Below are 25,563 nucleotides of genomic sequence, written 5' to 3'. Positions count from 1 at the left end.
TATACTAATATAGTATTTATAAAGGAGGTCTATAATTGGACGAAAAATCATGTGAACTTTTTAATATATTTAGCTTAGTAAAGAAACTAAGTGGTCTTAATAAGCAGAGAGTAGAAGCTTTTGGCTTAAATAATCTAGAAACTATAATTTTATTTCATATAGATAAAATAGACAATTTGACTCAAAAAGATTTGGTAAATAAATTACAAATGCCAAAGCAAACAGTAAATAGTATTATTTTAAATTTAAAAGAGAATAATCTAATTAGCATGCAAGCATCAAGTTATGACAAAAGAGTGAAAACTTTAGTACTTACAAGTAAAGGAGAAGATGAGGTAAAAAAAATAACCCGTTCTCTTAGTTTATCCAACCAAAAAATTTATGATCAATTAGGTGAAGATAAAATAAATGCTATTGAACAAGATTTAAATGAACTAATATTTGTTTTAGAAAAAAATATTAATGAGGAGGTTATATGAGTAGTTTAAAAGAGTTTAATAAAGCTTTTTCTTATTTAAAGCAATATTTAAATCAATACAGTAAAAATAGAATAATATCTATGATAATGACCGTTTTAGAAACTATTTTTGAACTTTTGATACCTGCTGTAATGGGGATTATATTAAATGAAGTCATATATCAAAAAGATTCAAGTGAGGCTTTAAAATATGGAGCTTTAATAATTGCCTTATCTTTACTTTCTATGTTTACAGGCATAAAAGCTTCACAAAATGCTGGTTTAACATCTACAGGTCTTACTGATAATGTAAGAAAAGCTCAGTTTAGAAGAATTCAAGTTTTTGCTTTTGAAGATTTTGAGTATTTTGGTGTACCGTCACTCTTAACGAGATTAACAACTGATATGCAATCTTTAGCTCAATCAACATTTATGACTACAAGATTTGTTATAAAAACTATAGTAATGGCTCTTGTTTCATTTATACTAGCCTTTAGAACTAGTTCAAAACTATCTATTATATTCTTAATTTTGATGCCAGTTTTAGTAATATTATTATTATCCATTACATCAAAGGCTATACCAAAATTTAGGCAAACTCGTAAGCAATACGATAAATTAAACTTAATTATTGAAGAAAATTTAAACAATATGAGAGTTGTAAAAGCCTTTGTTAGAAAAAAATATGAAATGGAAAAATTTGCTATGGCAAATGAAGAAATGTTTAAGCTTGCCGATAGTTCTGAAGGAGCAGTTTCATATGTATTCCCAACTGCAAATGCCATTCTTTATGCAGCCTTTGTAGCTCTTACATGGTTTGGTGGTATTGAAATAATAAATGGTAGACTTGGTGTAGGAGATTTGGTCTCATTTAATATGTATGCAATGATGCTTTTAGGCTCTCTTATTGGATTATCAATGGTTATCACTATGCTAATGACAGCATCTCCATCAGTAACTCGTGTAAAAGAAGTATTAACTCGTGAAATTTCAATGGATAATGATGATAAAATTGATGGACTAAGCTTAGAAGATGGTTCAATTGATTTTGATAATGTAAGTTTTAAATATGAAGAGGATACTGATGCTTACCAACTAAAAGATATAGATTTGCACATAAAATCAGGTGAAGTAATCGGTATTTTAGGTCCTACAGGCTCATCAAAATCAACTTTAGTACAACTTATACCAAGACTATATGATATAACTGAGGGAAGTTTAAAAGTTGGAGGTCATGATATAAGAGATTATGATTTACAAACTTTAAGAGATGATGTTTCAATAGTTTTACAAAAAAACACTTTATTTTCAGGAAGTATTTTAGAAAACTTAAAATGGGGAGATCCTGATGCTAGCTTCAAAGAAGTAGTAGCCATGGCTAAACTTGCTCAAGCAGATGAATTTGTAAAAGAAAGAAATGATGAATACGAATCAGAGCTAGGTCAAGGTGGTACAGGAGTTTCTGGTGGTCAAAAGCAAAGATTAACCATAGCTAGATCACTACTTAAAAAGCCTAAAATTTTAATCCTTGATAACTCTACTAGTGCTGTTGATACTAAAACAGAATCCAAACTTTTAGAAGGATTTTCTAAATTAGATAAAGATATGACCCAAATTATTATATCACAAAGGCTATCATCCTTTGACCAAGCTGACAGAATAGTAGTCATGGATAACGGAAGTATTGCTGATGTAGGAACATCAGAAGAATTATATCAAAGAAATGAAATATATAGATTGACATATGATATACAAAATAAAGGAGGGGAAGATGAGTAATAGTAAAGCTGAAGTAAAAACAGAAGAAGTTAAAATTTCTACTGATAAAAAATCCCATGATCTTGACTGGACTTCATTAAAAAAACTTTTTGCCTATCTTTTTGATCATAAATGGCAAATGATATTAGTATTTGTCTGTGTAATCGTATCATCTGTTACTCAAGTTTTAGGTATATCAATGATGCAGCCTATTATAGATAATCACATTTTAAAATCTGATATGGGAGGCTTAAAATCAGCAGTTATAAAAATGGCCTTTGTATATTTAGTGTCTGTAATTACTACATTTATTTACAATAGGCTAATGATTCGTATCGGTCAAAGATCAATAAAAAAACTTAGAAATGACCTTTTTGTAAAAATTCAAAAAATGCCTATAAACTTTTTTGATAGCAACCAACATGGTCAAATAATGAGTAGATTTACAAATGATACAGATACTTTATCTCAATCATTATCATCAACCTTACCAACGCTAATTAGATCGGTTTTAATGATAATTGGGACTATAGTAGTGATGATTACTCTATCACCAATGCTTACAATAGTTATGTTTATAGGCCTTATAGTTATGGTTTTTATTTTAAAAAACATTGTAAGTACAACTGGAAAATTATTTAAAGAATCACAAAAAAATGTATCAATTTTGCATGGTTTTGATGAAGAGATGCTTTCTGGTCAAAAAGTTATAAAAGTATTTAATAAAGAAGATGATATTATAGAACAATTTGATAAAAAATCTGAAAATCTTAGATCATCAATGGCAGAAGCTTTAATAAATGCAGGTAAAATGATGCCTTTTTTAGTGAATTCTATTAATATAATGTATGCTATCCTTGCGGTAATTGGAGTTATGTTAACTATAAATGGATCAATCACTGTAGGTATCCTTGCGACATTTTTGACAACGGCTCGTCAACTTCAAGGACCTATTTCAAATATATCCCAACAAGCAAATGCTGTTTTCTCAGCCATGGCAGGTGCTAGCCGTATATTTGAAATAATTGAAATGCCAATAGAAAAAGATACTGGCTACGTAGAGCTAGTAAATGCAAGAGTAGATGAGAATGGCAATGCTATCGAATGTACTGGGGAAAGATGCTATTGTTGGAAATGGACAGAAAATGGAAAGACTGTATACAAGCAACTTCAAGGAAGAATAGACTTTGAACATGTAGATTTTTCATATAATGGTGAAGATAAAATCCTAAAAGATGTTACATTTTATGCAAATCCGGGTGAAAAGATTGCCCTTGTAGGATCAACTGGAGCTGGGAAGACAACAGTTACCAATGTAATTACTAGATTTTATGAAATAGATAGTGGATCTATAAAAATAGATGGCATAGATACAAGAGATATTAAAAAAGATCATTTAAGAAAAGCCTTTGGTATGGTACTTCAAGAAGTAAACTTATTTACAGAAAGTGTCAGTGACAATATAAGATATGGAAAACTAGATGCCGATCAACAAGAGATTATGGAGGCTGCAAAGCTTGCAGGCGCAAATGGATTTATAAATCATTTGCCAGAAGGATATAAAACAGAAATCAGCGGAGATGGATCAACTTTATCTGATGGTCAAAATCAGTTGATTTCTATATCAAGAGCAGCTATTGCTAATCCACCAATGCTTATTTTGGATGAGGCTACAAGCTCAATTGATACAACAACAGAAATAAAAGTTACTAAAGCCATGGATAAGCTAATGCAAGGTTCTACTTCTATAGTAATTGCTCATAGGCTATCTACTATACAAAATGCAGATGTAATTATGGTTATGGAACATGGAAGAATAATAGAACGTGGTAACCACCAACAACTAATGCAAAAACATGGAACGTACTATCAATTATATACTGGTGCCTTGGAACTTGATTAAGCAAATCGCTCACATAAGTGAGCGATTTTTTACATTAATATTAAATTATTTTTACGAAAAATTTACCAATTCTTAGATAAATGTGGATATATAAATAATGTAAGGACAAAGAATTTCGCAACCCTATGACTTACATAAAAAAAGCACCAGCAGGTGCTTTTTATTTTTATTCTTCATTTCTAATTAATTGGTATTGTTTATTAAAGAATTTTTTATAACCTAGTCGTAAAAACAAAAATACGGAAATGGTTACAGCACTTAGGATTGCAGTCATTATAGCTATTTGATATTTTATAGCAACTAATGGAGAAATTCCACTTAAAATTTGACCGCTCATCATGCCAGGAAGAGTTATAATTCCGATATTTTTGATTTTATTTATAGTAGGAATTATGGCTGTATCAAATGATTCTTGGATGATTTTATCCATAGCCATCCTTGGAGTTGCTCCAAGCATTAAGGCGCCTTCAATATTTACTCTTTTTGAATCAATTGCATTTAAAATTTGGTTAAGGGCAAGGTCTATACCGGTCATTGCATTTCCAATAATCATACCACCTAGCGGAATTAAGTATTGTGGATCATAAAATGGGTCTGGTCTGACAACAATTAGTAAGAAAAATATTAGGACAAAGATTGTACCTATTAATTGCGAGATAGTTATAATAAATATTATCTTATTATTTAATCTTTTCTTCTTATTGGAGACAATATTATAAACGCCAAAAAACTCCATTAGCAAGATCATTAATGCCGATAGTATAATAGAAGACTTATCGAATATATAAACTAAAACATATCCAGCTATAAAAAGCTGAACAGTCATTCTTATAGATGATATTATAAACTCTTTATTACGATTTATTCCATTTATAGTCGTAATAATCATTGCAATAATTACAAAAGTATAAGTTAAAAGCAATTGACTATTACTTATATCTATTACAGACTTATCCATTATAAACTCTCCCGTCAACAATCTTTATCACTTTATCGCTATATTTATCAGCCATTGATTTAGAATGAGTTACATAAATTATTGTTTTATTTTGATCATTTGCCATATCAACCATAGATTTTATTACAAAATCCTCAGTTAAATCATCCAAGGCAGAAGAAGGCTCATCTAGTAAATAAATATCGCTGTCTAAAAGCATTAGCCTTGCTATAGAGACTCTTTGTTGTTCTCCACCAGATAAGTTTTCAATGTCTTTATCTAATGATTCATCTAAACTTACAGCTTTTAAAGCTTTTTTTAGTTGGTCATCACCTGGTTCATCTTTAGCTTGGAATTTTCTACCTATTAGTAAATTTTCTCTAATGTCACCAGGAAAAGTAACTGGACTTTGAGAGAGCATAGGAACTCTTCTTCTATAGTCAACAGAATTAATATCAGCAATATCTTCGCCATTTAGAGTGATAATTCCAGAATCGGGAGATATTAATTTATTAATAAGTCTAAGCAAAGTAGACTTACCAGACCCACTAGGACCTGTAATACAAGTTATTTTGCCAAGCTCTATTTTTAGATCATCTATGGCAAGTATATCCTTGTACTTAACATTTTCAAAAGTAAACATAAAATCCTCTATTTCTATTAATATTTATGTATAATATTGTATTTTTCAAATATAAAATTTCAATAGATAAATTTGACAAATTATTAAAAATAGATTAGACTAGATAGGTAAGCAATTAAGATTATAAAATAATAGTAAATATTATATTAAAAAAACTTTACAAATCGATAATAAAGTTGTATACTATAAGAGTACCTGCGGATGTGGCTCAGTGGTAGAGCATCGCCTTGCCAAGGCGAGGGTCGCGAGTTCGAATCTCGTCATCCGCTCCAAATCCTTTTTAAGGTTAAAAATGCTAGGTATTTTAATTTTTAGGGCAAACTAAGTAAGTCCAAAGAACTAAGCAAAAGAAGCAGGAGTTTTTTGAGCGTATGCACCTTACCACAGAATAATGATAATTCTGATTTGTAAGGTTTTTTATTGTCCATGTCTTATATCTACTTAGATAATTTTGTACTAATATGTGGCGCCATAGCCAAGTGGTAAGGCAGAGGTCTGCAACACCTTTACCCCCAGTTCAAATCTGGGTGGCGCCTCCAAATTTAGCTCTCATTATTATAATGAGAGTTTTTTTATTGAGGATTTTATGCTGATTATAAGTAATAAGTCAAAAAAAGAATTTAGAGATTTTTTAGATGATAAAAAATTTGAATATATAGAAACAATTGATAATCCTAATCTTGATATTAGAATAGCGGATCACCCTGATTTATCTATATTTATTCTAGATGAAGAAAATGTAGTCATTGATAAGGCAGTAGTTGATTATTATAAAGAAAAAATCTCGGGTGTAAATTTTATTAATGGTGAAAATGTAGAAGCTAAATATCCAAGGGATTCAATTTATAATATATATATGGGATCTGATTATTTTATACATAATGACCAAACTGAAAAAAATATTTTACAATTTATGAATAAAAATATTTATAAGCATTATTTTACAAGGCAAGGTTATTCTAGATGTTCCGTTGTTCCTATGGGAGATAAAATTTTAACTAGTGATTATGGAATTTATAAAACTTTAAAAGATAAAATAGAAGTGGTTTTATTAAGCGAAGAAAATATTCCTTTAGATGGATTTGATAATGGCTTTTTGGGTGGTACTTGTGGATTTTTTGAAAATACTCTAATTTTCAATGGAAATATAGAAAAATTAAATAGTTATGAAACTATAAAAATGGAAGCGAAAAAATCTGGAATAAAGCTTTTGTATCCCAATAACTGTGACTTATTTGATACTGGATCACTTATATTTGTAAAGTAAAAAGTAATTTTATTATTATAGATGATTGATAATAGTTTTCATAATATTTAGTATAGCATAAAATACTGACTTATTTATTCAAATTAACATATTATTTGAAAAATATAAAAATATAAATAACCATTATATTTATTTAGAATAGTAAAATAGTTAAAAAAATATTTTCTACTTTTATGTGTTATAAATTTTAAACAGTGGGTATTTGTTTAGAAAATATAATAATAAAGGAGGAAAATATGGATATTATTATTATCGGTTTTGCACTATTTTCTCTATTCTTTGGAGCAGGAAATTTAATTTTTCCTCCATATCTAGGGAAAACGTTTGGTAGTTGTTGGCTAGTAGCTAGTATAGGTTTTTTGTTAACTGGAGTTGGTCTTGCATCATGTGCTGTAATAGCAATGTCCAAAAAAAGAGGCAATGTTAAGGAGTTTACGAATGTAGCTGGTAATAAATTGGGATTTATTGTAACTTTACTTGTAATTTTAGTTATTGGTCCTCTAGGTGCTATACCAAGAACGGGGGCAACTAGTGGGGAAGTTGTAATTGCATCAGGAATACATATTCCGTACATATTGTTTATTCTGATTTTTTTTGGAATAACTCTTTTACTAAATGTAACTAATAATAAAATAGTGGACATAATAGGTAAATATCTTACACCTGCACTATTAATAGTATTAGCCATTATGATAATTTCAGGCATAATACATCCTATTGGAGAAAAAATCATACCTAATGAAAGTACTTCTGAGGTTTTTTCACAATCTATAACTGAAGGATATAACACTATGGATGCCTTGGCAGCGATAGTTTTTTCTCCTATTATAATTAATGCATTAATTGATAAGGGTTATGAAAACGATTTGCTTAAAAGAACAGGCCAGGTCATAGCCATTGCTGCAATAGGGTTATTGTTAGTATATGTATCTTTGACTTACTTAGGAGCAACAGCATCAGGAATATATCAAGATAAGACCGAAAGGGTCGATTTACTTATTAGTATCACTAATTCGATTTTAGGACCAGTAGGAAAATATATATTAGCTGCAATAATAGCTTTAGCTTGTTTAACAACTTCAGTTGGACTAACAAGCTCTATATCAGAAATATTTGTTGAAATATTTCACAATAAGATCTCATATAAATTGATGGTTACAATAATTATTGTAATATCTGTAATTTTATCATTGATTGGGGTTGATAGGATAGTAACATTTACTTTTCCTATATTAAATTATGCTTATCCTGTAGTCTTAACAATGATAATTTACAATTTGAGGAATAAGCAAGTTGATTATAAATATAGAAAAATAACGTTTGTAGTTGTATCCATTATAGCCATAATACAAACTATAATAAATTATTTAAATATTTTTAATGTTAATACAGATAACTTAACCAAAACCATTTCTTGGTTACCTTTTTATAAATCCGGTTTCCCATGGATTATCCCATTTATAATAGTATTTTTAATAGGAGTGTTAGCGACAAATAAAAAAAGCAAATATAATAAAAATATCAAGACAAATGTACAAGTATAAATAATTAAAAAAATACTCTAGATTATATTTAGAGTATTTTTTTATATAATATAAGACAATGAAAATTAATATATATTTATTATTTTTATAAATATTGGTTTTTTGAAAATTAAATTTTCGATAAAAATAATTAATTATACATAAAAAAATCGTTTTCTATTCAAGTTTATAATCATTTTAATAGTTAATTTATATACAAAAGATTATGATGTAGAAAAATATATATCTAAAAAAACTAATCTTAAGCTAATTTACAATATCAAGCTAATTCATAATAGATTGTTCATATTTTATCATTTGGATTCTTAAAAAAAAATAAAAATAAATTATCATTTTGATTATATAATTATAAAAATGTTTGGAATATTATAAATATTTAGTCGAGTGAAAACGCTTGTATTTTTTGAAAACAGGATGTAAAATTGAATTAAGATAAGTACTTAGTCTTAGTGTAATCGAATACTTATTTCATTATTACATATAAAGCTATTAAATATTTTTAATTGTAATTATTCGGTTTTTGGGAGGTGGATGAATTATAGAAAAAAGATTACATATAGTTTACGGACATTTTGGTTCGGGTAAAAGTGAGTTTTCTATAAATTATGCTCTATATTTAAAAAAGTTTTTTGACAATGTTGCAATTTGTGATTTAGACATTATTAATATGTACTTTAGAGTAAGAGAGAAAACTGATTTTTTAAAAGAAAAGGGTGTAGAGGTTTATTCATCTTCTAGAGGACATCAAGATGTACTAGATGTTCCAGCTTTGGATCCGAGTATTCTAAAAGCTATTCAGAATAAATCGTATCAAAGTATTCTAGATGTTGGAGGAGATCCGAAAGGTGCACTCATTCTTAGAACATATGAGCCATATTTAAAAGATACTGAAAATATTTTTGTGATTAATACTAATAGACCGGAAACTTCAAAAACAGAAGATATTATATCTTATATGAAATTAATTGAATCTATGGGTGGTATTAGGACAAATGTATTAGTAAATACTACGCATATGTTAAAAGATACTACATCTTTAGATATTTTAAAAGGTCATGATATAGTTAGTGAAGTATCTGAAAAACTTAATATTGAGTTTAGATATAACGTTTGCAATATAAATATTGCCAATGTTTTAAAAAATGATCCTAATGTTTCAGATGAAGTAAAAGATAAGCTTTTTCCAATAAACTTATATTTAAGACAAGACTGGATGAGCTAAGGAGGAATTATGAGTGATACTAAAAAAAGAATGGGAAAGGTAGTTATAAACCAAGATATATGCAAAGGATGTGGACTTTGTGTAAGTGTATGTCCAAAACATGTATTAGAACTAGATATGGATACTATAAATGTAAAAGGTTACTCACCATCTTCAGCTGTTAGACCTGATGAATGTATAGCTTGTGGTAATTGTGCAATAACTTGTCCAGACTCAGTTATATCTGTTTATAAATTAGTGTAGGAGGAAAATATGACAAAGGTTTTAATGAAAGGAAACGAAGCTCTAGCTGAAGCGGCTATTAGAGCTGGTTGTAGAAGCTATTTTGGTTATCCTATAACCCCTCAATCAGAAGTTCCAGAATATTTTGCTAGGAAGTTGCCGGATGTAGGAGGAGTTTTTTTACAAGCTGAAAGTGAAATAGCATCAATTTATATGCTATATGGTGCAGCAGCAGCAGGTCATAGAACAATGACATCATCATCAGGACCAGGTATATCTTTGATGCAAGAAGGTATATCATCAGCAGCTGGATCAGATTTACCTATGGTTATAGTAAATATGATGAGGGGTGGTCCAGGACTAGGATCCATTCAACCATCACAAACGGATTATTTCCAAACAACCAGAGGTGGAGGTAATGGAGATTATAGAGTATTAGCTTATGCACCTAGCAATGTTCAAGAACTCGTTGATTACACTATGCTAGCTTTTGAAAAAGCTGATGAATGGAGAATGCCTGCTTTTATCATGTCTGATGGAATGCTTGGACAAATGATGGAACCAGTTGAATTTCCAGAATCCAACAAAGAAGTTTTAAATAGACAAGCAAAAGAGTGGACTACTGATGGTAGAAGAGATGAAAGAGGACACAGAAATGTAATAACTTCATTAGAACTATCAACACCAGAGCTTGAAAAAATAAATAGAAAAAGATATGAAAAATATCAACAAGTCATGGAAAAAGAAGTTATATTTGAAGAAGATGGTGTCAAAGATTGTGAACTATTAATAACAGCATATGGATCTGCAGCTAGGATTGTAAAAACTGCTATACAAATATTAAGAGAAAACGGTTATAAAGTTGGATTAATTAGACCTATATCAGTTTGGCCATTTCCTTACGAAGCTTACAAAGATGTTCCATGTGATGACATATTAGTTGTTGAATTAAATAATGGACAAATGCTTGATGATGTAAAAATTGCAACAGAAGGTAGACAAAATATTTATTTTTATAACAGACTTGGTGGAATGGTACCTACCGCTCAAGAAATTGTTGATAAAGCAATAGAAATATTAGGAGGGAAAAATGACTGAAGTAAAAGAAAAAGTGGTTTATGAAAAATCAACCGCTTTGACAGATGTGCCTCTACATTTTTGTCCGGGTTGTACTCATGGTATTGTACATAAACTTGTAGCTGAATGTTTAGTTGAATTGGGGGTTGATGGAAAAACTGTTGGAGTTGCTCCAGTAGGTTGTGCTGCTCCTTCAACAGCATATTGGAATGTAGATATGACTTTAGCAGATCATGGTAGAGCTCCAGCCCTAGCTACTGGTATAAAAAGAGTAGAACCTGATAAATTTGTTTTTACATATCAAGGAGATGGCGATTTAGCATCTATTGGTACAAATGAAATAGTACAGGCAGCTCATAGAGGAGAAAATATATCTGTTGTTTTTATAAATAATGCTATTTATGGTATGACAGGTGGACAAATGGCACCAACTACATTAGTAGGTCAGGTAACTACAACATCTCCAAAAGGTCGTGATGAAGCATGGTCTGGAAAACCATTAAAAGTTGCAGAAATGCTTGCTACAATAGATGGGGCAAAATTTGTAGAAAGGGTAGCGGTTAACTCACCAGGCAATATAAGAAAAGCAAAGGTGGCTATCAAAAAATGTTTTGAATATCAAATCGAGGGAAAAGGTTTTGGTATAGTTGAAGTTTTATCAACATGCTCCACCAACTGGGGAATGACACCTGTAGATGCCATGAAATGGGTTGATGATAATATGATACCTTATTATCCATTAGGAAGAATAAAGGAGGAATAATATGGAACGACGTATTTTATGTGCAGGCTTTGGTGGCCAAGGTGTTCTAGCTATGGGGCAAATGATAACCTATGCAGGAATGGTAGAAAATTTGGAAGTTTCATGGATGCCATCTTATGGCCCAGAAATGAGAGGAGGTGCTGCGAATTGTTCAGTGGTATTATCAGATAGTCCAGTGGGTGCTCCTAATATAGATGTAGCTACTGATGTTATTGTAATGAACCAACCATCTTTTGATAAATTTAAAGATATAGTTGGAGCAGGCGGCAATTTATTTATTAACTCTTCATTGATAGATACAAAAGGCTATGGAAATGATGAAATTAATATATATAAAGTGCCAGTCTCTTCTAAAGCAAAAGATCTTGGAAATATAAAGATGGCAAATATGGTTATGCTTGGTTCATTTTTACAGGTTACTAATTTATTAAAATTGGAATCCATAATTGAAGCATTTACTAAAGTATTTGGTGATAAAAAGAAACACTTGATACCTGCTAATAAGGAAGCTTTAAATGCTGGTATGCAACTTATATTAGATAATGAAACTGGAGATGAGTGTGCAAATGAAGGATATAGAAAAACTCCAGAAGAATTTGCATATGATGAAGATATAAGATCTGAAATAACATTTGAATACGATGATAATATTTTTGATAGTCCATTAAAAACTGCAGAGTATGCTTTGCAATTTGAACAAAATGCTGTAGATTACTATACTTATTTAAGTAAAAATTTAAATGATAGCTATAGGGGTATATTTGAATCTGTAGCTATGCAAGAAGTAGAGCATGTTGATTATATTAAAGCTTTGCTAGAAAAATTAGAAAATCACGGTGATAATTTAAATCAAGATTTTGAAGCTTACAAAAATATAGCTTTATTTGAAGATGAAAATTATGAAAATGATGAAGACGAAATGACAATATCAGCTTTAAAGAATGCTTTATATATTGAATATAACGAATTAGAATTTTATAAAAAAGCTAGCGAAAAAGTTGATGACAAACAATCAAAAGAACTATATAGCGAATTAGTAAAATGGGAAAATGATCACTATAATCAATTTGATGAACACACAAAATTACATCAAGAGCAATGGTGGGCAGACCAATCATTTTCTAAACTTTAATAAAGGAGAGAGTTATGAATATATTTGAAAGAATGGATGAATACGATTACGAACAACTTATTTTTATGAACGATTCTGAAACTGGCTTAAGAGCTGTAACATGTATTCATAATACAGTGCTAGGTCCAGCTATTGGTGGATGCAGAATATGGACTTATGATAGCGAAGAAGATGCTATAGAAGATGCACTAAGATTAGCACGTGGTATGGCTTATAAAAATGCTGCTTGTGGTATTTGGGCAGGTGGAGCAAAAACTGTAGTTATGGTTGATGAAGATCACCCAAAAACAGAAGCTATGCTTAGATCTTTGGGAAGATATGTAAATGCTATGGGTGGTAGATACATAACAGCAGAAGATGTTGGAACAACAGAAGATGATATGGATAGTATTTATCAAGAAACTGATTATGTTTTAGGAACATCTATGAAACCTGGAACAGGTGGAAACCCTTCACCATCTACAGCACGTGGCGTATATATGTCTATAAAAGCTAGCGCTAAAGAAAAATACGGTGATGATTCATTAAAAGACAAAAAAATCCTAGTACAAGGTTTAGGTAATGTAGGATTGAATGTTGCAAAATATTGTCAAGAAGAAGGTGCTAAAGTATATGGTTGCGATATTAATGAAAAATCAGTGAAAAATGCTGAAGAATGTGGTATCGAAATCGTTGAACCAAATAAAATGTGGGACTGGGAAGGAGACATTTATGCTCCATGTGCACTAGGAGCTACTGTAAATGACGAAACAATTCCTCAAATGAAATTTGATATAATTTGTGGCTCTGCAAATAACCAATTAAAAGAAGAACGTCATGGTCAAGTTTTGAAAGATAAAGGTATATTATATGCTCCAGACTTTATAGTTAACGCTGGTGGAGTTGTTCATTGCCACGATGAATTATATGGTGGATTTGATAGAGAAAGAGCTAATAAAAAAATCGATAAAATTGGTGATGAAATAGCAAAAGTATTTGAAATTTCTAAAAAAGAAGATATTCCTACAAATGTAGCAGCAAATAGATTAGCTGAAGATAGAATTAAAAGCGTAGAAAAAACAAAAGGAATATTTAACCTAAATCCAAGCTCATCATTAAATAAATAAGTTTAGAATCATTTGATGAAAAATAATTATAAGTGATAAAAGTGAAACTAATTGTAGTAGCTGTTTATTTCATAGGCATACTTACAATAGTTTCACTTTTTAATTAAAAAAATCAGGTGCTTATCACTTTTGTATTCTAAAATTTTTATCAAGTTTTATATTATATGTTATAATAAACTAAAAAGTTAGGAGATAGCAATGAATATAGTAAAGCCCTCAACAATTGCAGGTGTAATGGAGTTACTTCCAGAAGAACAAGCAGTTTTTGATAGGATGAAAAATACAATAGAAGAAACATTTAAAGATTATAACTTTTTAGCAATAGATACTCCTGTAATAGAAAAAAACGAAATTCTTTTTGCTAAAGGTGGTGGAGAAACTGAAAAGCAAATTTTTGAAATAGCAAGTGAATCAAAAGATATGAGCTTGCGTTTTGATCTAACAGTGCCTCTTGCTCGTTATGTTTCAGAACACTTTTCTGAATTAAATTTTCCTTTTAAACGCTATCAAATAGGAAAGGTGTACAGAGGTGAACGTAATCAAAAAGGCAGATATAAGGAGTTTTACCAAGCTGATATTGATATAATAGGCAATAATGAACTATCCATATATAATGATGCCATACTTGCACGCGTGATTTTTGAAGCTTTTAATAGAATCGATTTTCCAAATATTACTTTTCATATAAATAACAGAAAATTATTAAATGGATTTTTTGAATCCTTAGAAATAGAGGATAGTACAGAAGTTTTAAGAACAATTGATAAAAAAGATAAGATAGGTATTGAAAAGACAAAAGCACTCCTTGATGAGATCATAGGAACTAAAAGTGCAAAAAGGACATTGGAATTTATAGACTTAGATAAAAATAATTCTGAAATTCTAAACGATTTAGAAAAGTTATCTGATAATGAGCTATTTTTAGAAGGACTAGATGAATTAAAAACCGTATATGAATATATGCTCAAATTTGGCATAGATGATAAAAATATTAATATAGATCTTTCCATAACCAGAGGCTTAGATTATTATACATCTACAGTTTATGAAACTTTCATAGATGGATATGAAGCAATAGGTTCGGTTTGTTCAGGCGGCAGATATGAAAATTTGGCAAGTAATTTCAGCAAGCAAAAACTTCCTGGAGTAGGAATGTCCATAGGTTTAACTCGTTTATTTTATCAACTTATAGAGCTAGGATTAATTGAAGATAAAAAACAAAGCCAAACAAATTATTTAATTTTACCAATGGAAGAAAAATTAAATTTCTATGCGATAGATGTTTTAAATAAATTGAAAGCACAAGATAAAAAAGCTGATATATACTTAGAAAAAGGCAAATTTAAAAAGAAAATAAATTATGCAGATAAAATTAATGCCAAATATGTAGTGATAATTGGAGAAGAAGAAGCCTCTAAAAATGAAGTATCTATTAAAAATATGCAAACTGGTGAACAAGTTAATAAAAGCATAGAAAATTTAGATTAAAAGAATTGATTTTATTTATAATTCCTGTTATATTATAAATAGATAACATATTATCAAAATATTTTGGAGGTACATATGAGCAAATTAACTGAAACAGTACAAACTGGAGATTGGTCAAGCGAAAAACACGTTCCAGAAATTGATTTTGAAAGTGTTGAAAATGGCAAAGTAAGAATAAGAGCTGCAGTAGGAACAGAAATTGAACACCCAAATACTTTAGAACATCATATTGCATGGATAAAAGTATTTTTTAAAGCAGAAGATGCTCAATTCCCTGTAGAAATAGCTTCATCTGAATTTACAGCTCATGGAGAAGATGATTTATTTACAATCCCATGTGCAACAGGATACATTAAAGCAGGTAAAAAGGGTACAATTTACGCTTTAAGTTATTGTAATATTCATGGATTATGGGAAAATTCTGCTGAATTAAACTAAGATAATAATAAAAAAATTAGACATGACTATTCTGTATGTCTAATTTTTTTTAAAAATTTAGATAATTGGAAATCGTTTTTATTACTAGTGATAAAATGTTATCTTAAATATTTTAAATAAACAACTATATAAAAAATCTTTAATTAAGAAAGTTTTTTAAAACTTAATAATATGGAAAATTAGTATGAGATAAGGAATATTATTTAACAAAAAATTAACTTTTATTAAATAATAAATGAATAATATTGTTAAAATAGATTCATTATATATAAAACCCGATTATAAATTTGATTAAAATTTTGACAAAGCTGTCGAATGGGTATATTATATATATGAAAGTTAAATAAATAACAAATTTGAAAGGAGTTTGTATGGATTTTACTATTGATAGTACCCACAAAATGCTAAGAGATATGTATAAAGACTTTGCTGTTCGTGAAGTTGAACCTTTAGCAGCAATTATTGACGAAGAAGAAAGACCACCTTATGAAAACATTCCCAAATTAAAAGAAGCGGGATTTTTTGGAATACCTATTCCTAAAGAATATGGTGGAGAAGGTGGAGACTATTTAGGTTACATAATGGCTATAGAAGAGTTGTCCAAGGCTTGTGCTTCTACTGGAGTTATTATTTCAGGACATACATCACTTTGTGCTTGGCCAATTGAAAAATATGGTACTGAAGAACAAAAGCAAAAATATCTAACTAAACTTGCAACAGGTGAACATATTGGTGCATTTGCATTGACAGAACCTATGGCTGGTACAGATGCTTCAATGCAACAAACAACAGCTACCTTAACAGATGATGGAAAACATTATATTTTAAACGGTTCAAAAATATTCATCACAAATGCCACATTAGCTGATACGTTTGTCATAATTGCTATGACTGATAAAACAAAAGGTAATCGTGGAATATCTGCTTTCATAGTAGAAAAAGATACTCCTGGATTTACTGTAGGATTACCTGAGAAAAAACTTGGTATTCATGGATCTCTTACATGCGAATTGATATTTGAAGATTGTAAAATCCCTTCTGAAAATTTACTTGGTAAAGAAGGCAAAGGATTTAAAGTTGCTATGTCAACTCTAGATGGTGGACGTATAGGAATTGCAGCTCAAGCTTTAGGTATAGCTGAAGGTGCTCTTGAAAAAACAATTGACTATGTAAAAGAAAGAGAACAATTTGGTAGAAGTCTATCAAAATTCCAAAATACCCAATTCCAATTAGCAAATCTTGCTAACGAAATTGAAGCTGCCAGACTTTTAGTTTACAAAGCTGCATGCGATAAAGATAATGGAAATCCATATACAGTATCTGCTGCTCATGCAAAATTATTTGCTGCTGAATGCGCAATGAATGTTACTACAAAGTGTGTTCAATTATATGGTGGATATGGTTACACAAGAGATTATCCTGTTGAACGTATGATGCGTGATGCAAAAATCACAGAAATCTATGAAGGAACATCAGAAGTTCAAAGAATGGTAATTTCAGGAAACTTATTAGCATAGGAGTTTAGTGTGAATATAGTAGTATTAGTAAAACAAGTTCCAGACACAAACGAAGTAAAAATAGACCCAGAAACAGGAAGAATAATGAGAGAAGGTCTTCCTTCAATCATAAATCCAGATGATAAAGCAGGTATAGAAGAAGCATTAAAGATTAAAGATGAAAATGGAGCTCATGTAACAGTATTATCAATGGGACCTCCACAAGCAGCAGAAGCGCTTAAAGAAGCATATGCAATGGGATGTGATGAAGTTATCCTATTAACAGATAGAGCTTTTGGTGGAGCTGACACATGGGCAACCTCAACAGCTATAGCTGCAGCAATTAACAATTTAGATTATGATTTGATTATTGCAGGTAGACAAGCTATTGATGGAGATACAGCTCAAGTAGGTCCACAAACTGCTGAACACTTGGCAATACCATCAATTTCATATGTAGAAGATATTAAAGAAGTAAATGGATCTAACATTACAGTTCAAAGACAATATGAAGATAGATATCAAATATTAAAGGCAAAATTCCCAGTGTTAATAACTACTTTAGGAGAAATGAATAGTCCAAGATATATGAGAGTATCAAGAATATATGATATAAATAAAGAAGATTTAGTTAAAGTTTGGACTGTTGAAGACATAGAAGTAGATAAATCAAATATAGGACTAGCTGGTTCTCCTACTAGAGTAAAAGCTTCATTTACTAAAGGAGCTAAACAAGCAGGAAAAGTATTTGATGTTGATTCAGAAGAAGGCGCTAATATCATAATTGATAAATTAGCCGAAGAGTTTTTGATTTAAGGAGTTTTTAATGAACGAATATAAAAATGTATTAGTGGTTTGCGAACAAAGAGATGGCAATCTACAAAGCGTGTCATTAGAACTAATCGGTAAAGCGCGCGAATTAGCAGATGAATTAAAAGAGGAAGTAATCGCAGTAATAGCAGGCAAAAAAGTTTCAGATTTAACTCAAGAATTAATTTCATATGGTGCTGATAAAGTTTACTATGTAGAAGATGATAAACTTGATAAATATATTACAGAACCTTATGTAAAAGTAATGACAACAATTATAAATGATTTAAAACCACAAATTGTTTTATTTGGTGCCACATCAATTGGTCGTGATCTTGCACCTAGAGTATCTTCTAGAATTGGCTGCGGTCTTACAGCAGATTGTACAAAATTAGAGATAGATGAAGAAGTTGGTTTATTAAATATGACACGTCCAACTTTTGGTGGAAACTTACTAGCAACCATCCAATCACCAGAAGCTCGCCCACAAATGTCAACAGTAAGGCCTGGGGTAATGCCAAAACAAGATGAAGATAAAAATAGAACTGGCGAAGTAAACAAATACGATATAGATATAGAAGATAAAGATATAAATATAGAAGTTATTGAAGAAAAACTTGCTGACAAGAAGAAAATTAAAATCGAAGATGCCCAAGTACTTGTTTCAGTAGGTCGTGGAATTGGTTCTGCTGATAATATGAAACTTGCTTATGATTTAGCAGAAGTATTGGAAGGCGAAGTATCTTCTTCAAGAGCAGTTGTAGATGCAGGTTGGGTTGAAAAAGATCGTCAAGTTGGACAAACAGGAAAAACTGTAAGACCAAACTTATACATAGCTTTAGGTATTTCTGGAGCTATCCAACACTTAGCTGGTATGGAAGAATCCGATTTGATTATAGCTGTTAATAAAAATCCAGATGCCAATATATTCAACGTAGCAGATGTTGGTATAGTTGGTGATATTAATGAAGTTGTACCAGAACTAATTAAAAAAATAAAAGTAGCAAAAGCAAGTAATTAAAAAATTACCTTATAAATCTATTAGTATTATTTTTACTATATAAAATTAGATGTAAAGTTAACGGAGGTCACTATGGGCTATAATACTATTAAATATGAAACAAATGAAAATATTGGAAAGTTAACTATAAATAGACCAGATGCCTTAAACGCACTTAATTCAGAAGTTTTAGATGAGTTAGACAATCTCTTAAATGAAATTAAAAATGATAAAGATTTAAGGGTATTAATCATAACAGGCGAAGGTAGAAGTTTTGTAGCTGGCGCAGACATTAAAGAAATGAGCGTGCTAAGTCCAATAGAAGCTAACAAATTTGGTAAAAAAGGTATTGGAGTTTTTAGAAAAATAGAAACCTTGCCTATCCCTGTAATTGCCGCAGTTAATGGATTTGCCTTAGGTGGTGGATGCGAGCTAGCTATGGCTTGTGATATTAGAATTGCAAGTGAAAAAGCATTATTTGGACAACCAGAAGTTGGTCTTGGAATCATGCCAGGATTTGGAGGAACTCAAAGACTTCAAAGATTAGTTGGTCAAGGTTGGGCTAAGTATTTAATTCTTTCAGCTGAAAATATAAAAGCTGAAAAAGCATTAGAAATTGGTTTGGTTCAAGATGTAGTTGAAAAAGAAAGACTAGAAGAAAGAGTTAATGAATTAGCTAAAAGTATAGCTAAACAAGCTCCAATAGCTGTAAAATTAGCAAAAGAAGCTATAAATACTGGCGGACAAACTGATATAGACTCTGCTTTAAGAATAGAAGAGTTAGCTTTTGGAATGACATTCTCAACTGAAGATATGAAAACAGGAACTGAAGCTTTTGTAAATAAACAAAAAGCAGAATTCGAGAATAAATAAGGAGAATAGTATGAAAATTGGTGTTATTGGTGCAGGTACAATGGGTGCTGGAATTGCTGAAGTAGCAAGCAAAAAATACGAAGTAGTAGTTAGAGATATAAAAGATGAATTTGTTGAAAGAGGAAAATCCATTATAACAAAATCATTTGAAAAATCTGTAGCTAAAGAAAGAATTACAGAAGATCAAAAAGATGAATACCTAGGAAGACTTACATTTACTACAGATGTAAATGAATTAAAAGATTGCGATCTAATTGTTGAAGCAGCAAGCGAAAATCCAGAAATAAAAAAATCTATTTTTAAAGAATTAGACGAGATTTGTAAAGAAGATACAATACTTGCTTCAAATACATCATCAATTTCTATTACAGAAATTGCAGCAGCTACAAAAAGACCTGATAAAGTAATAGGTATGCACTTCTTTAATCCGGCTACAATAATGAAACTAGTAGAAATTATTAAAGGTATTACAACTAGTGATGAAACAGTAGAAAAAGTCAAAAAAATTGCTGAAGAAATGGGAAAAACAGGAGTTGAAGTAAATGAAGCTCCAGGATTTGTAGTAAATAGAATATTAGTTCCAATGATAAGCGAAGGTATTTATGCGCTTCAAGAAGGATTATCAACACCAGAAGGAATTGATACTGCAATGAAATTAGGAGCAAACCATCCAATGGGACCACTAGAATTAGCTGATCTTATAGGTCTTGATATAGTTTTAAATATCATGGACTACTTAAAAGATACAATAGGTTCTGATAAATATGCAGCTCCAGTATTATTAAGACAAAAAGTAGCAGCGGGCGAATTAGGTAGAAAAACTGGTAAAGGATTTTACGATTACAGTAAATAATTTATCATACAGAAGTTAGTGAATAATTTTCATATATAAGGAATTTAAAAGGAGATATAATAATGACTAGAAAAGTAGTTATAGCAAGTGCGGTAAGAACTCCAGTAGGATCAAATGGTGGAGCATTAAAATCATTGACAGCTGTTGACTTAGGTGAAATTGTAGCAAAAGAAGCAATTAAAAGAGCTGGTATAAAACCAGAAGATATAGATGAAACAGTATTAGGATGCGTTCTTCAAGCGGGTCAAGGACAAAACGTTGCTCGTCAAATATCAATAAATTCAGGGATTCCAAAAGAAAAACCAGCTATGACTTTAAATATTCTTTGTGGATCAGGTCTAAGATCAGTATCATTAGCAGCTCAAATGATTATGGCAGGAGATGACGAAGTAGTGCTTGCAGGTGGTACAGAATCAATGTCAAATGCACCTTATCTAATTCAAGATGCTAGATGGGGAGCAAAAATGGGCGATAAAAAATTAGTTGATGATATGATGAGAGACGGTCTTACAGATGCTTTTGAAGGTTATCCAATGGGTATGACAGCTGAAAATATCGTCGAAAAATATGGTCTAACACGTCAAGAACAAGATGAACTTGCAGCAGAAAGCCAAAATAGAGCTGAAAAAGCTAGAAAAGAAGGTAGATTTAAAGACGAAATCGTACCAGTAGAAATTAAAGATAGAAAAGGCAATGTTACAGTAGTTGAAGATGATGAATATATTAAAGAAGGCGTAACGGTTGAAGGTATTTCAAAACTTAAACCAGCATTTAAAAGAGACGGTGGTTCTGTTACAGCAGCTAACTCATCTGGAATCAACGATGGAGCTGCAGCTTTAATTCTTATGAGTGAAGAAAAAGCTAAAGAATTAGGTGTAACCCCACTTGCAACAATTGTATCTTATGCCACAGAAGGTGTAGATCCTGCAATAATGGGTACAGGTCCAATCCCAACAGTAAGAAAAGCATTAGAAAAAGCTAATTTAACTTTAGATGATATGGAATTAATCGAAGCTAACGAAGCCTTTGCAGCTCAAGCTTTATCAGTTATCAAAGAACTAGGACTTAATACAGATATAGTAAATGTTAATGGAGGAGCTATTGCACTTGGTCACCCAATAGGAGCAAGTGGAGCAAGAATTTTAACAACATTATTATATGAAATGCAAAAAAGAGATGCTAAAAAAGGTCTTGCCACATTATGTATAGGTGGTGGAATGGGTACAGCTGTTATAGTTGAAAGATAAATTTCCAACTTTTGTACTAAAAAAATAATCACATTATCTCCCAAATAATTAGATTTACTTGGGAGATTTTTGATTACTTAAAATAAAACGCAGTATTATTATTTTTTATTATCCAGTATTAATTAAGTAGATATATATCAATGCTGGTGATATAATAATAAAAGAAAACGATTTTTTAAGGTGGAAAGAGAGGGCTTTATGGATTTTAGTCAACAATATAATGAAAAGTTAATTACAGCTAAAGAGGCTGCAAATTTAGTAAAAGATGGAGATTGGATAGATATTGGATGGGGAGCATTAACAGCCAAAGCTTTTGATCAAGCTTTAGCAAAAAGAGTTGATGAACTACATGATGTTAAAGTTAGAGGAGGAGTAGTACCTTATGAATTAGATATTTCCAAAGCGGATTCTACTGGTGAACATTTTGTTTATCACTCATTTCACTCTTCAGGCACTGAAAGAGGACTTATAAATAACAATAAATATGGGGCTTATTTTATCCCTGTAAAATACAGTGAAATTGGAAGATATTTTAATGAAAATCTTGATAAAGCTAGTATATCAGTAATCCAAGTTTCACCAATGGACAAAAATGGTAATTTTAACTTTGGTCTATCAGCTAGTCATGCTTGGGCAACTTTTAAGAATGCTGATAAAGTAATATTAGAAGTAAACGAAAATGTTCCGGTAGCTCTTGGTGGTTACTTAAATTACATAAATATCAAAGATGTAGATTACATTTACGAAGCAAATGAAGAAATGTTAACTTTAGGCAAAGCTAATTATGGCGAAGTAGAGTTAAAAGTTGCTGAATATGTAGTGGATTTGCTTAAAGATGGTGATTGTTTACAAATTGGTATAGGTGCTCTGCCAAATGCAATAGGATCTGAGATTGCAAAATCAGATTTAAAAGACCTTGGTATTCATACAGAAATGTATGTGGATGCTTTTGTTGAAATGGCAAAAGCAGGTAAAATCACTGGCATGAAAAAAAATCGTGATATAGGTCGTCAAACTTATGCCTTTGCAGCAGGTAGCCAAGAGCTATATGACTATGTAGACCATAACGAAGACCTCATGGCTGTTCCTGTAAATTATGCAAATGATGTAGATATAATAGCATCACTTGATAATTTTGTATCAATAAATACAGCTATGCAAGTTGACCTTTGGGGACAAATTTCATCCGAGACTGTAGGTACTAGACATATCTCTGGTGCTGGTGGGGCTTTAGATTTCATCTTAGGAGCTTATAGATCAAAAGGAGGACGTTCAATAGTAGCCTTAAAATCATCTAGAGTAGATAAGAATGGAAATAGAACTTCAAATATAGTACCAACATTTAAGGCAGGCACTCAAGCTACAGCAGTGAGAAGTAATACTCATTATATTGCAACAGAACAAGGCATAAGAAACTTTAAAGGTCTATCTACTTGGCAAGCAGCTGAAGCATTAATAGATTTAGCTCATCCTGACAATAGAGATGAATTAATAAAACAAGCTGATGATTTAGGTATTTGGAGAAAATCAAATAAATAATTTAATAAAAAAACTATTAGAAGCTATTTATAGTTAGATTAGTGATCTTTTTCTATAGATTAGCTTCTATTTTTTTAAAAAAATAAATCTGTATATTATTTATTATAGCTAAAACTACTCTAATGAAGATATTTGTTCCTGTATTTCATTTGGAGATTTTTTATCATCAATTACACTAAAAGATGTAGTTGCTTTAGCGGCTAGATTGTGACTTTCATCGTAAACTTCACAATCCATCACTATAATGCTCTTGCCTCTTTTTATGACGTTAGCGTTGGCATATACATATGCATTTTTTTCAACCATAATAGGTCTTAAATAATATATACTCATGTTATTTGTTGTTACACTACAGTTTTCATAGCTTGCTAAATAGCCGCTTACAGTATCTATTATTGTTGCTGTTACTCCTCCGTGGAGGCTTTGAATACCATTAGCAAATTGATCTTCTAAAGGCATTTTAACCTTAGCATAATCTTGATTTAATTCTAAAAAATCTATGTTTAATAGTTTGTTAAATGTCATATTGACTCCTTAATATTATAAATTATTATAATAGAAAGCATATTAAATATATTATGATTGTATTAGCATACACCCAATAACTAAGACTTCAATATTTTCGCTTAGACTGTTTAACCATCAATATTAAAAAAATAATATCATAATTAATGAATTTTGGAAATTTTCGTATCTCTTATAGTTTTTAAATTACTAGAAAGTTCATAAATGGTATTTACATCATTATACAAAGATGGGGTGTTGATTTTTATATAATGACATAAGTCCATCATCCAAACAAGGACATATTTATTTAGATAAAAGCCTTGTATGCCATTTGCGATTATAGATCTTCTACCATTAATAACTATATCATTCCTTATATTTTTAAAATAATTTGTCCAATAAATATTTGCTTTATTGTTTATAATTAATCCTTCAATTAGACTCTTTAATGCCAATACATATATTTCATCCATAGGATTTATATAAAAATCTATAGTATCATCAGAATTTAAAATTATATCTTCCTTGGGAATTACATCTTTATATGCTTTAAAATACTTTTCTTTATTAAATCCTTCGAAATAATTCGGATATATGGCATAAGGGAAATTAGAATTTTCGATAGTTTTTTTCAAAAATTCTAATTCGTAGTTTCCGTTATCAAAGCAAGCTATAAATATAGGAGATAAGGTTACAAGTAATTTTAATCTAGTATTTTTTTTATCATTAGGAAAAGAATATTTTATAAAATTTTTATTTTTATTAATCTCAATCATTATTTTTGAATAACATCAAAAAACTTTGCGTCATTTGCTTTTGCTAAGTCTTCTGCTTTTATTTTTATGCTGTGACCTACTTTACCTGCTGATACTTTTATATAATCATGTTCTTTGGAACTTTCGTCAATAACTACATCGTAATTTTTTTTCATAGCAAGGCTAGTTGTAGCACCTCTTTCATATCCTACTTTGGATTTTAAATCTTTAAGTGGCAACATTTCTAAAGATTTTACTCCTACACATCTACTAGCCTTCTTAAAGTCAATATTTTCTGCACCTGGTATTACAAAAATATAAATATCCTTGGTATTTGAGATAGTAGCCAATGTTTTATAAACTACACTTATATCCTGGTGGGTTTCTTCGGTTAAATCAACTGTAGATTTAAATTCACCCTCAAAGCCATAATCTATATGTTCATATTCTATATTTAATTTATCTAAAGCTCTCATTGCATTTGTTTTAATTTCTTTTTTCATAAAAAAATCACTTCCTTTTTAAT

Annotated in this window: 25 protein-coding genes and 2 tRNA genes; 22 read left to right on the top strand and 5 right to left on the bottom strand. The window is 30.4% G+C overall.

Annotated features, from left to right (window positions below; genetic code table 11):
* Positions 1–35: 35 nt before the first annotated feature.
* From DY249_RS05795 to DY249_RS05785, 3 genes are read left to right on the top strand one after another with little or no spacing between them, the layout of a single operon-like run.
* Positions 36–479, top strand: a complete 444-nt coding sequence (locus DY249_RS05795) for a MarR family winged helix-turn-helix transcriptional regulator (RefSeq protein WP_101539335.1) — start codon at positions 36–38, stop codon at positions 477–479.
* Positions 476–2,236, top strand: coding sequence for an ABC transporter ATP-binding protein (locus DY249_RS05790; protein WP_115595489.1), 1,761 nt, complete (start codon positions 476–478; stop codon positions 2,234–2,236). Before DY249_RS05795 ends, DY249_RS05790 begins: the two co-directional genes overlap by 4 nt.
* A complete protein-coding gene (locus tag DY249_RS05785) occupies positions 2,229–4,118 on the top strand; it encodes an ABC transporter ATP-binding protein (protein ID WP_115595488.1) in 1,890 nt (629 codons plus the stop codon). The genes DY249_RS05790 and DY249_RS05785 overlap by 8 nt, the downstream gene beginning before the upstream one ends.
* A 166-nt stretch (positions 4,119–4,284) precedes the next feature.
* Here the strand turns inward: DY249_RS05785 and DY249_RS05780 are convergent, their stop codons facing one another.
* On the bottom strand, positions 4,285–5,076 hold the full coding sequence (locus tag DY249_RS05780) for an ABC transporter permease (protein ID WP_101539332.1): 792 nt from the start codon (positions 5,074–5,076) through the stop codon (positions 4,285–4,287).
* Positions 5,069–5,698 (bottom strand): ABC transporter ATP-binding protein, encoded by a 630-nt coding sequence (locus DY249_RS05775; protein WP_115595487.1) that lies wholly within the window; start codon positions 5,696–5,698, stop codon positions 5,069–5,071. Before DY249_RS05775 ends, DY249_RS05780 begins: the two co-directional genes overlap by 8 nt.
* Before the next feature lie 197 nt (positions 5,699–5,895).
* Here DY249_RS05775 and DY249_RS05770 point away from each other — a divergent pair.
* The 19 genes from DY249_RS05770 to DY249_RS05680 all read left to right on the top strand — a co-directional run bounded on the left by DY249_RS05770 (position 5,896) and on the right by DY249_RS05680 (position 23,775).
* Positions 5,896–5,970 (top strand) — tRNA-Gly (locus tag DY249_RS05770).
* Between the two features lie 193 nt (positions 5,971–6,163).
* Positions 6,164–6,237: transfer RNA gene (locus tag DY249_RS05765), tRNA-Cys, on the top strand.
* A 47-nt stretch (positions 6,238–6,284) separates the two neighbouring features.
* Positions 6,285–6,965 carry a DUF6873 family GME fold protein gene (locus tag DY249_RS05760; protein ID WP_115595486.1) on the top strand — a complete coding sequence of 227 codons (681 nt, stop codon included), beginning with the start codon at positions 6,285–6,287 and terminating at the stop codon, positions 6,963–6,965.
* Positions 6,966–7,201: 236 nt separating this feature from the next.
* Positions 7,202–8,509: a branched-chain amino acid transport system II carrier protein gene (brnQ, locus tag DY249_RS05755; RefSeq protein WP_115595485.1), complete on the top strand. Its 1,308-nt coding sequence runs from the start codon at positions 7,202–7,204 to the stop codon at positions 8,507–8,509.
* A 667-nt stretch (positions 8,510–9,176) separates the two neighbouring features.
* The gene (locus DY249_RS05750; protein WP_245943537.1) at positions 9,177–9,731 is read left to right on the top strand and encodes an ATP-binding protein; all 555 of its coding nucleotides are present in this window, start codon (positions 9,177–9,179) and stop codon (positions 9,729–9,731) included.
* A 9-nt stretch (positions 9,732–9,740) separates the two neighbouring features.
* Entirely contained in the window at positions 9,741–9,974 is a 234-nt protein-coding gene (locus tag DY249_RS05745; RefSeq protein WP_218565046.1) for a 4Fe-4S dicluster domain-containing protein, read from the top strand.
* 9 nt (positions 9,975–9,983) lie between these two features.
* Positions 9,984–11,051 (top strand): 3-methyl-2-oxobutanoate dehydrogenase subunit VorB, encoded by a 1,068-nt coding sequence (gene vorB, locus DY249_RS05740; RefSeq protein WP_115595484.1) that lies wholly within the window; start codon positions 9,984–9,986, stop codon positions 11,049–11,051.
* The gene (locus DY249_RS05735) at positions 11,044–11,793 is read left to right on the top strand and encodes a thiamine pyrophosphate-dependent enzyme (protein WP_115595483.1); all 750 of its coding nucleotides are present in this window, start codon (positions 11,044–11,046) and stop codon (positions 11,791–11,793) included. Before vorB ends, DY249_RS05735 begins: the two co-directional genes overlap by 8 nt.
* Position 11,794: 1 nt before the next feature.
* Positions 11,795–12,925, top strand: a complete 1,131-nt coding sequence (locus DY249_RS05730) for a 2-oxoacid:acceptor oxidoreductase family protein (protein ID WP_101539325.1) — start codon at positions 11,795–11,797, stop codon at positions 12,923–12,925.
* Positions 12,926–12,939: 14 nt separating this feature from the next.
* On the top strand, positions 12,940–14,031 hold the full coding sequence (locus DY249_RS05725; protein ID WP_101539324.1) for a Leu/Phe/Val dehydrogenase: 1,092 nt from the start codon (positions 12,940–12,942) through the stop codon (positions 14,029–14,031).
* Positions 14,032–14,229: 198 nt separating this feature from the next.
* Positions 14,230–15,519 (top strand): histidine--tRNA ligase, encoded by a 1,290-nt coding sequence (gene hisS, locus DY249_RS05720; RefSeq protein ID WP_101539323.1) that lies wholly within the window; start codon positions 14,230–14,232, stop codon positions 15,517–15,519.
* A gap of 75 nt (positions 15,520–15,594) precedes the next feature.
* Positions 15,595–15,957, top strand: coding sequence for a desulfoferrodoxin family protein (locus DY249_RS05715; RefSeq protein WP_101539322.1), 363 nt, complete (start codon positions 15,595–15,597; stop codon positions 15,955–15,957).
* Positions 15,958–16,328: 371 nt separating this feature from the next.
* Positions 16,329–17,474, top strand: a complete 1,146-nt coding sequence (locus DY249_RS05710; RefSeq protein WP_115595482.1) for an acyl-CoA dehydrogenase — start codon at positions 16,329–16,331, stop codon at positions 17,472–17,474.
* 9 nt (positions 17,475–17,483) lie between these two features.
* The gene (locus DY249_RS05705) at positions 17,484–18,269 is read left to right on the top strand and encodes an electron transfer flavoprotein subunit beta/FixA family protein (RefSeq protein ID WP_101539320.1); all 786 of its coding nucleotides are present in this window, start codon (positions 17,484–17,486) and stop codon (positions 18,267–18,269) included.
* A gap of 10 nt (positions 18,270–18,279) precedes the next feature.
* Positions 18,280–19,284 carry an electron transfer flavoprotein subunit alpha/FixB family protein gene (locus tag DY249_RS05700; protein WP_101539319.1) on the top strand — a complete coding sequence of 335 codons (1,005 nt, stop codon included), beginning with the start codon at positions 18,280–18,282 and terminating at the stop codon, positions 19,282–19,284.
* A 72-nt stretch (positions 19,285–19,356) separates the two neighbouring features.
* Positions 19,357–20,136, top strand: coding sequence for an enoyl-CoA hydratase-related protein (locus DY249_RS05695; protein WP_101539318.1), 780 nt, complete (start codon positions 19,357–19,359; stop codon positions 20,134–20,136).
* Between the two features lie 10 nt (positions 20,137–20,146).
* Complete coding sequence (locus DY249_RS05690; protein ID WP_101539317.1) at positions 20,147–20,989, top strand: 3-hydroxyacyl-CoA dehydrogenase family protein; 843 nt, start codon at positions 20,147–20,149, stop codon at positions 20,987–20,989.
* A gap of 62 nt (positions 20,990–21,051) precedes the next feature.
* Positions 21,052–22,236 carry an acetyl-CoA C-acetyltransferase gene (locus DY249_RS05685; RefSeq protein ID WP_101539316.1) on the top strand — a complete coding sequence of 395 codons (1,185 nt, stop codon included), beginning with the start codon at positions 21,052–21,054 and terminating at the stop codon, positions 22,234–22,236.
* Positions 22,237–22,434: 198 nt separating this feature from the next.
* Entirely contained in the window at positions 22,435–23,775 is a 1,341-nt protein-coding gene (locus DY249_RS05680; protein WP_101539315.1) for an acetyl-CoA hydrolase/transferase C-terminal domain-containing protein, read from the top strand.
* Positions 23,776–23,889: 114 nt separating this feature from the next.
* On the opposite strand, the gene DY249_RS05675 is transcribed toward DY249_RS05680, so the two are convergent.
* The 3 genes from DY249_RS05675 to DY249_RS05665 form a co-directional block, all read right to left on the bottom strand.
* Positions 23,890–24,300 carry a PaaI family thioesterase gene (locus tag DY249_RS05675; RefSeq protein WP_115595481.1) on the bottom strand — a complete coding sequence of 137 codons (411 nt, stop codon included), beginning with the start codon at positions 24,298–24,300 and terminating at the stop codon, positions 23,890–23,892.
* Positions 24,301–24,443: 143 nt separating this feature from the next.
* The gene (locus tag DY249_RS05670) at positions 24,444–25,058 is read right to left on the bottom strand and encodes a hypothetical protein (protein ID WP_115595480.1); all 615 of its coding nucleotides are present in this window, start codon (positions 25,056–25,058) and stop codon (positions 24,444–24,446) included.
* Entirely contained in the window at positions 25,058–25,540 is a 483-nt protein-coding gene (locus DY249_RS05665) for an aminoacyl-tRNA deacylase (RefSeq protein WP_101539312.1), read from the bottom strand. The genes DY249_RS05670 and DY249_RS05665 overlap by 1 nt, the downstream gene beginning before the upstream one ends.
* Between the last annotated feature and the right edge of the window lie 23 nt (positions 25,541–25,563).

Source organism: Anaerococcus octavius, from assembly GCF_900445265.1.
Taxonomy (GTDB): domain Bacteria; phylum Bacillota; class Clostridia; order Tissierellales; family Peptoniphilaceae; genus Anaerococcus; species Anaerococcus octavius.
The sequence above is the reverse complement of the archived record's forward strand: the minus strand, read 5'-3'. Positions and strand labels throughout refer to the sequence as shown.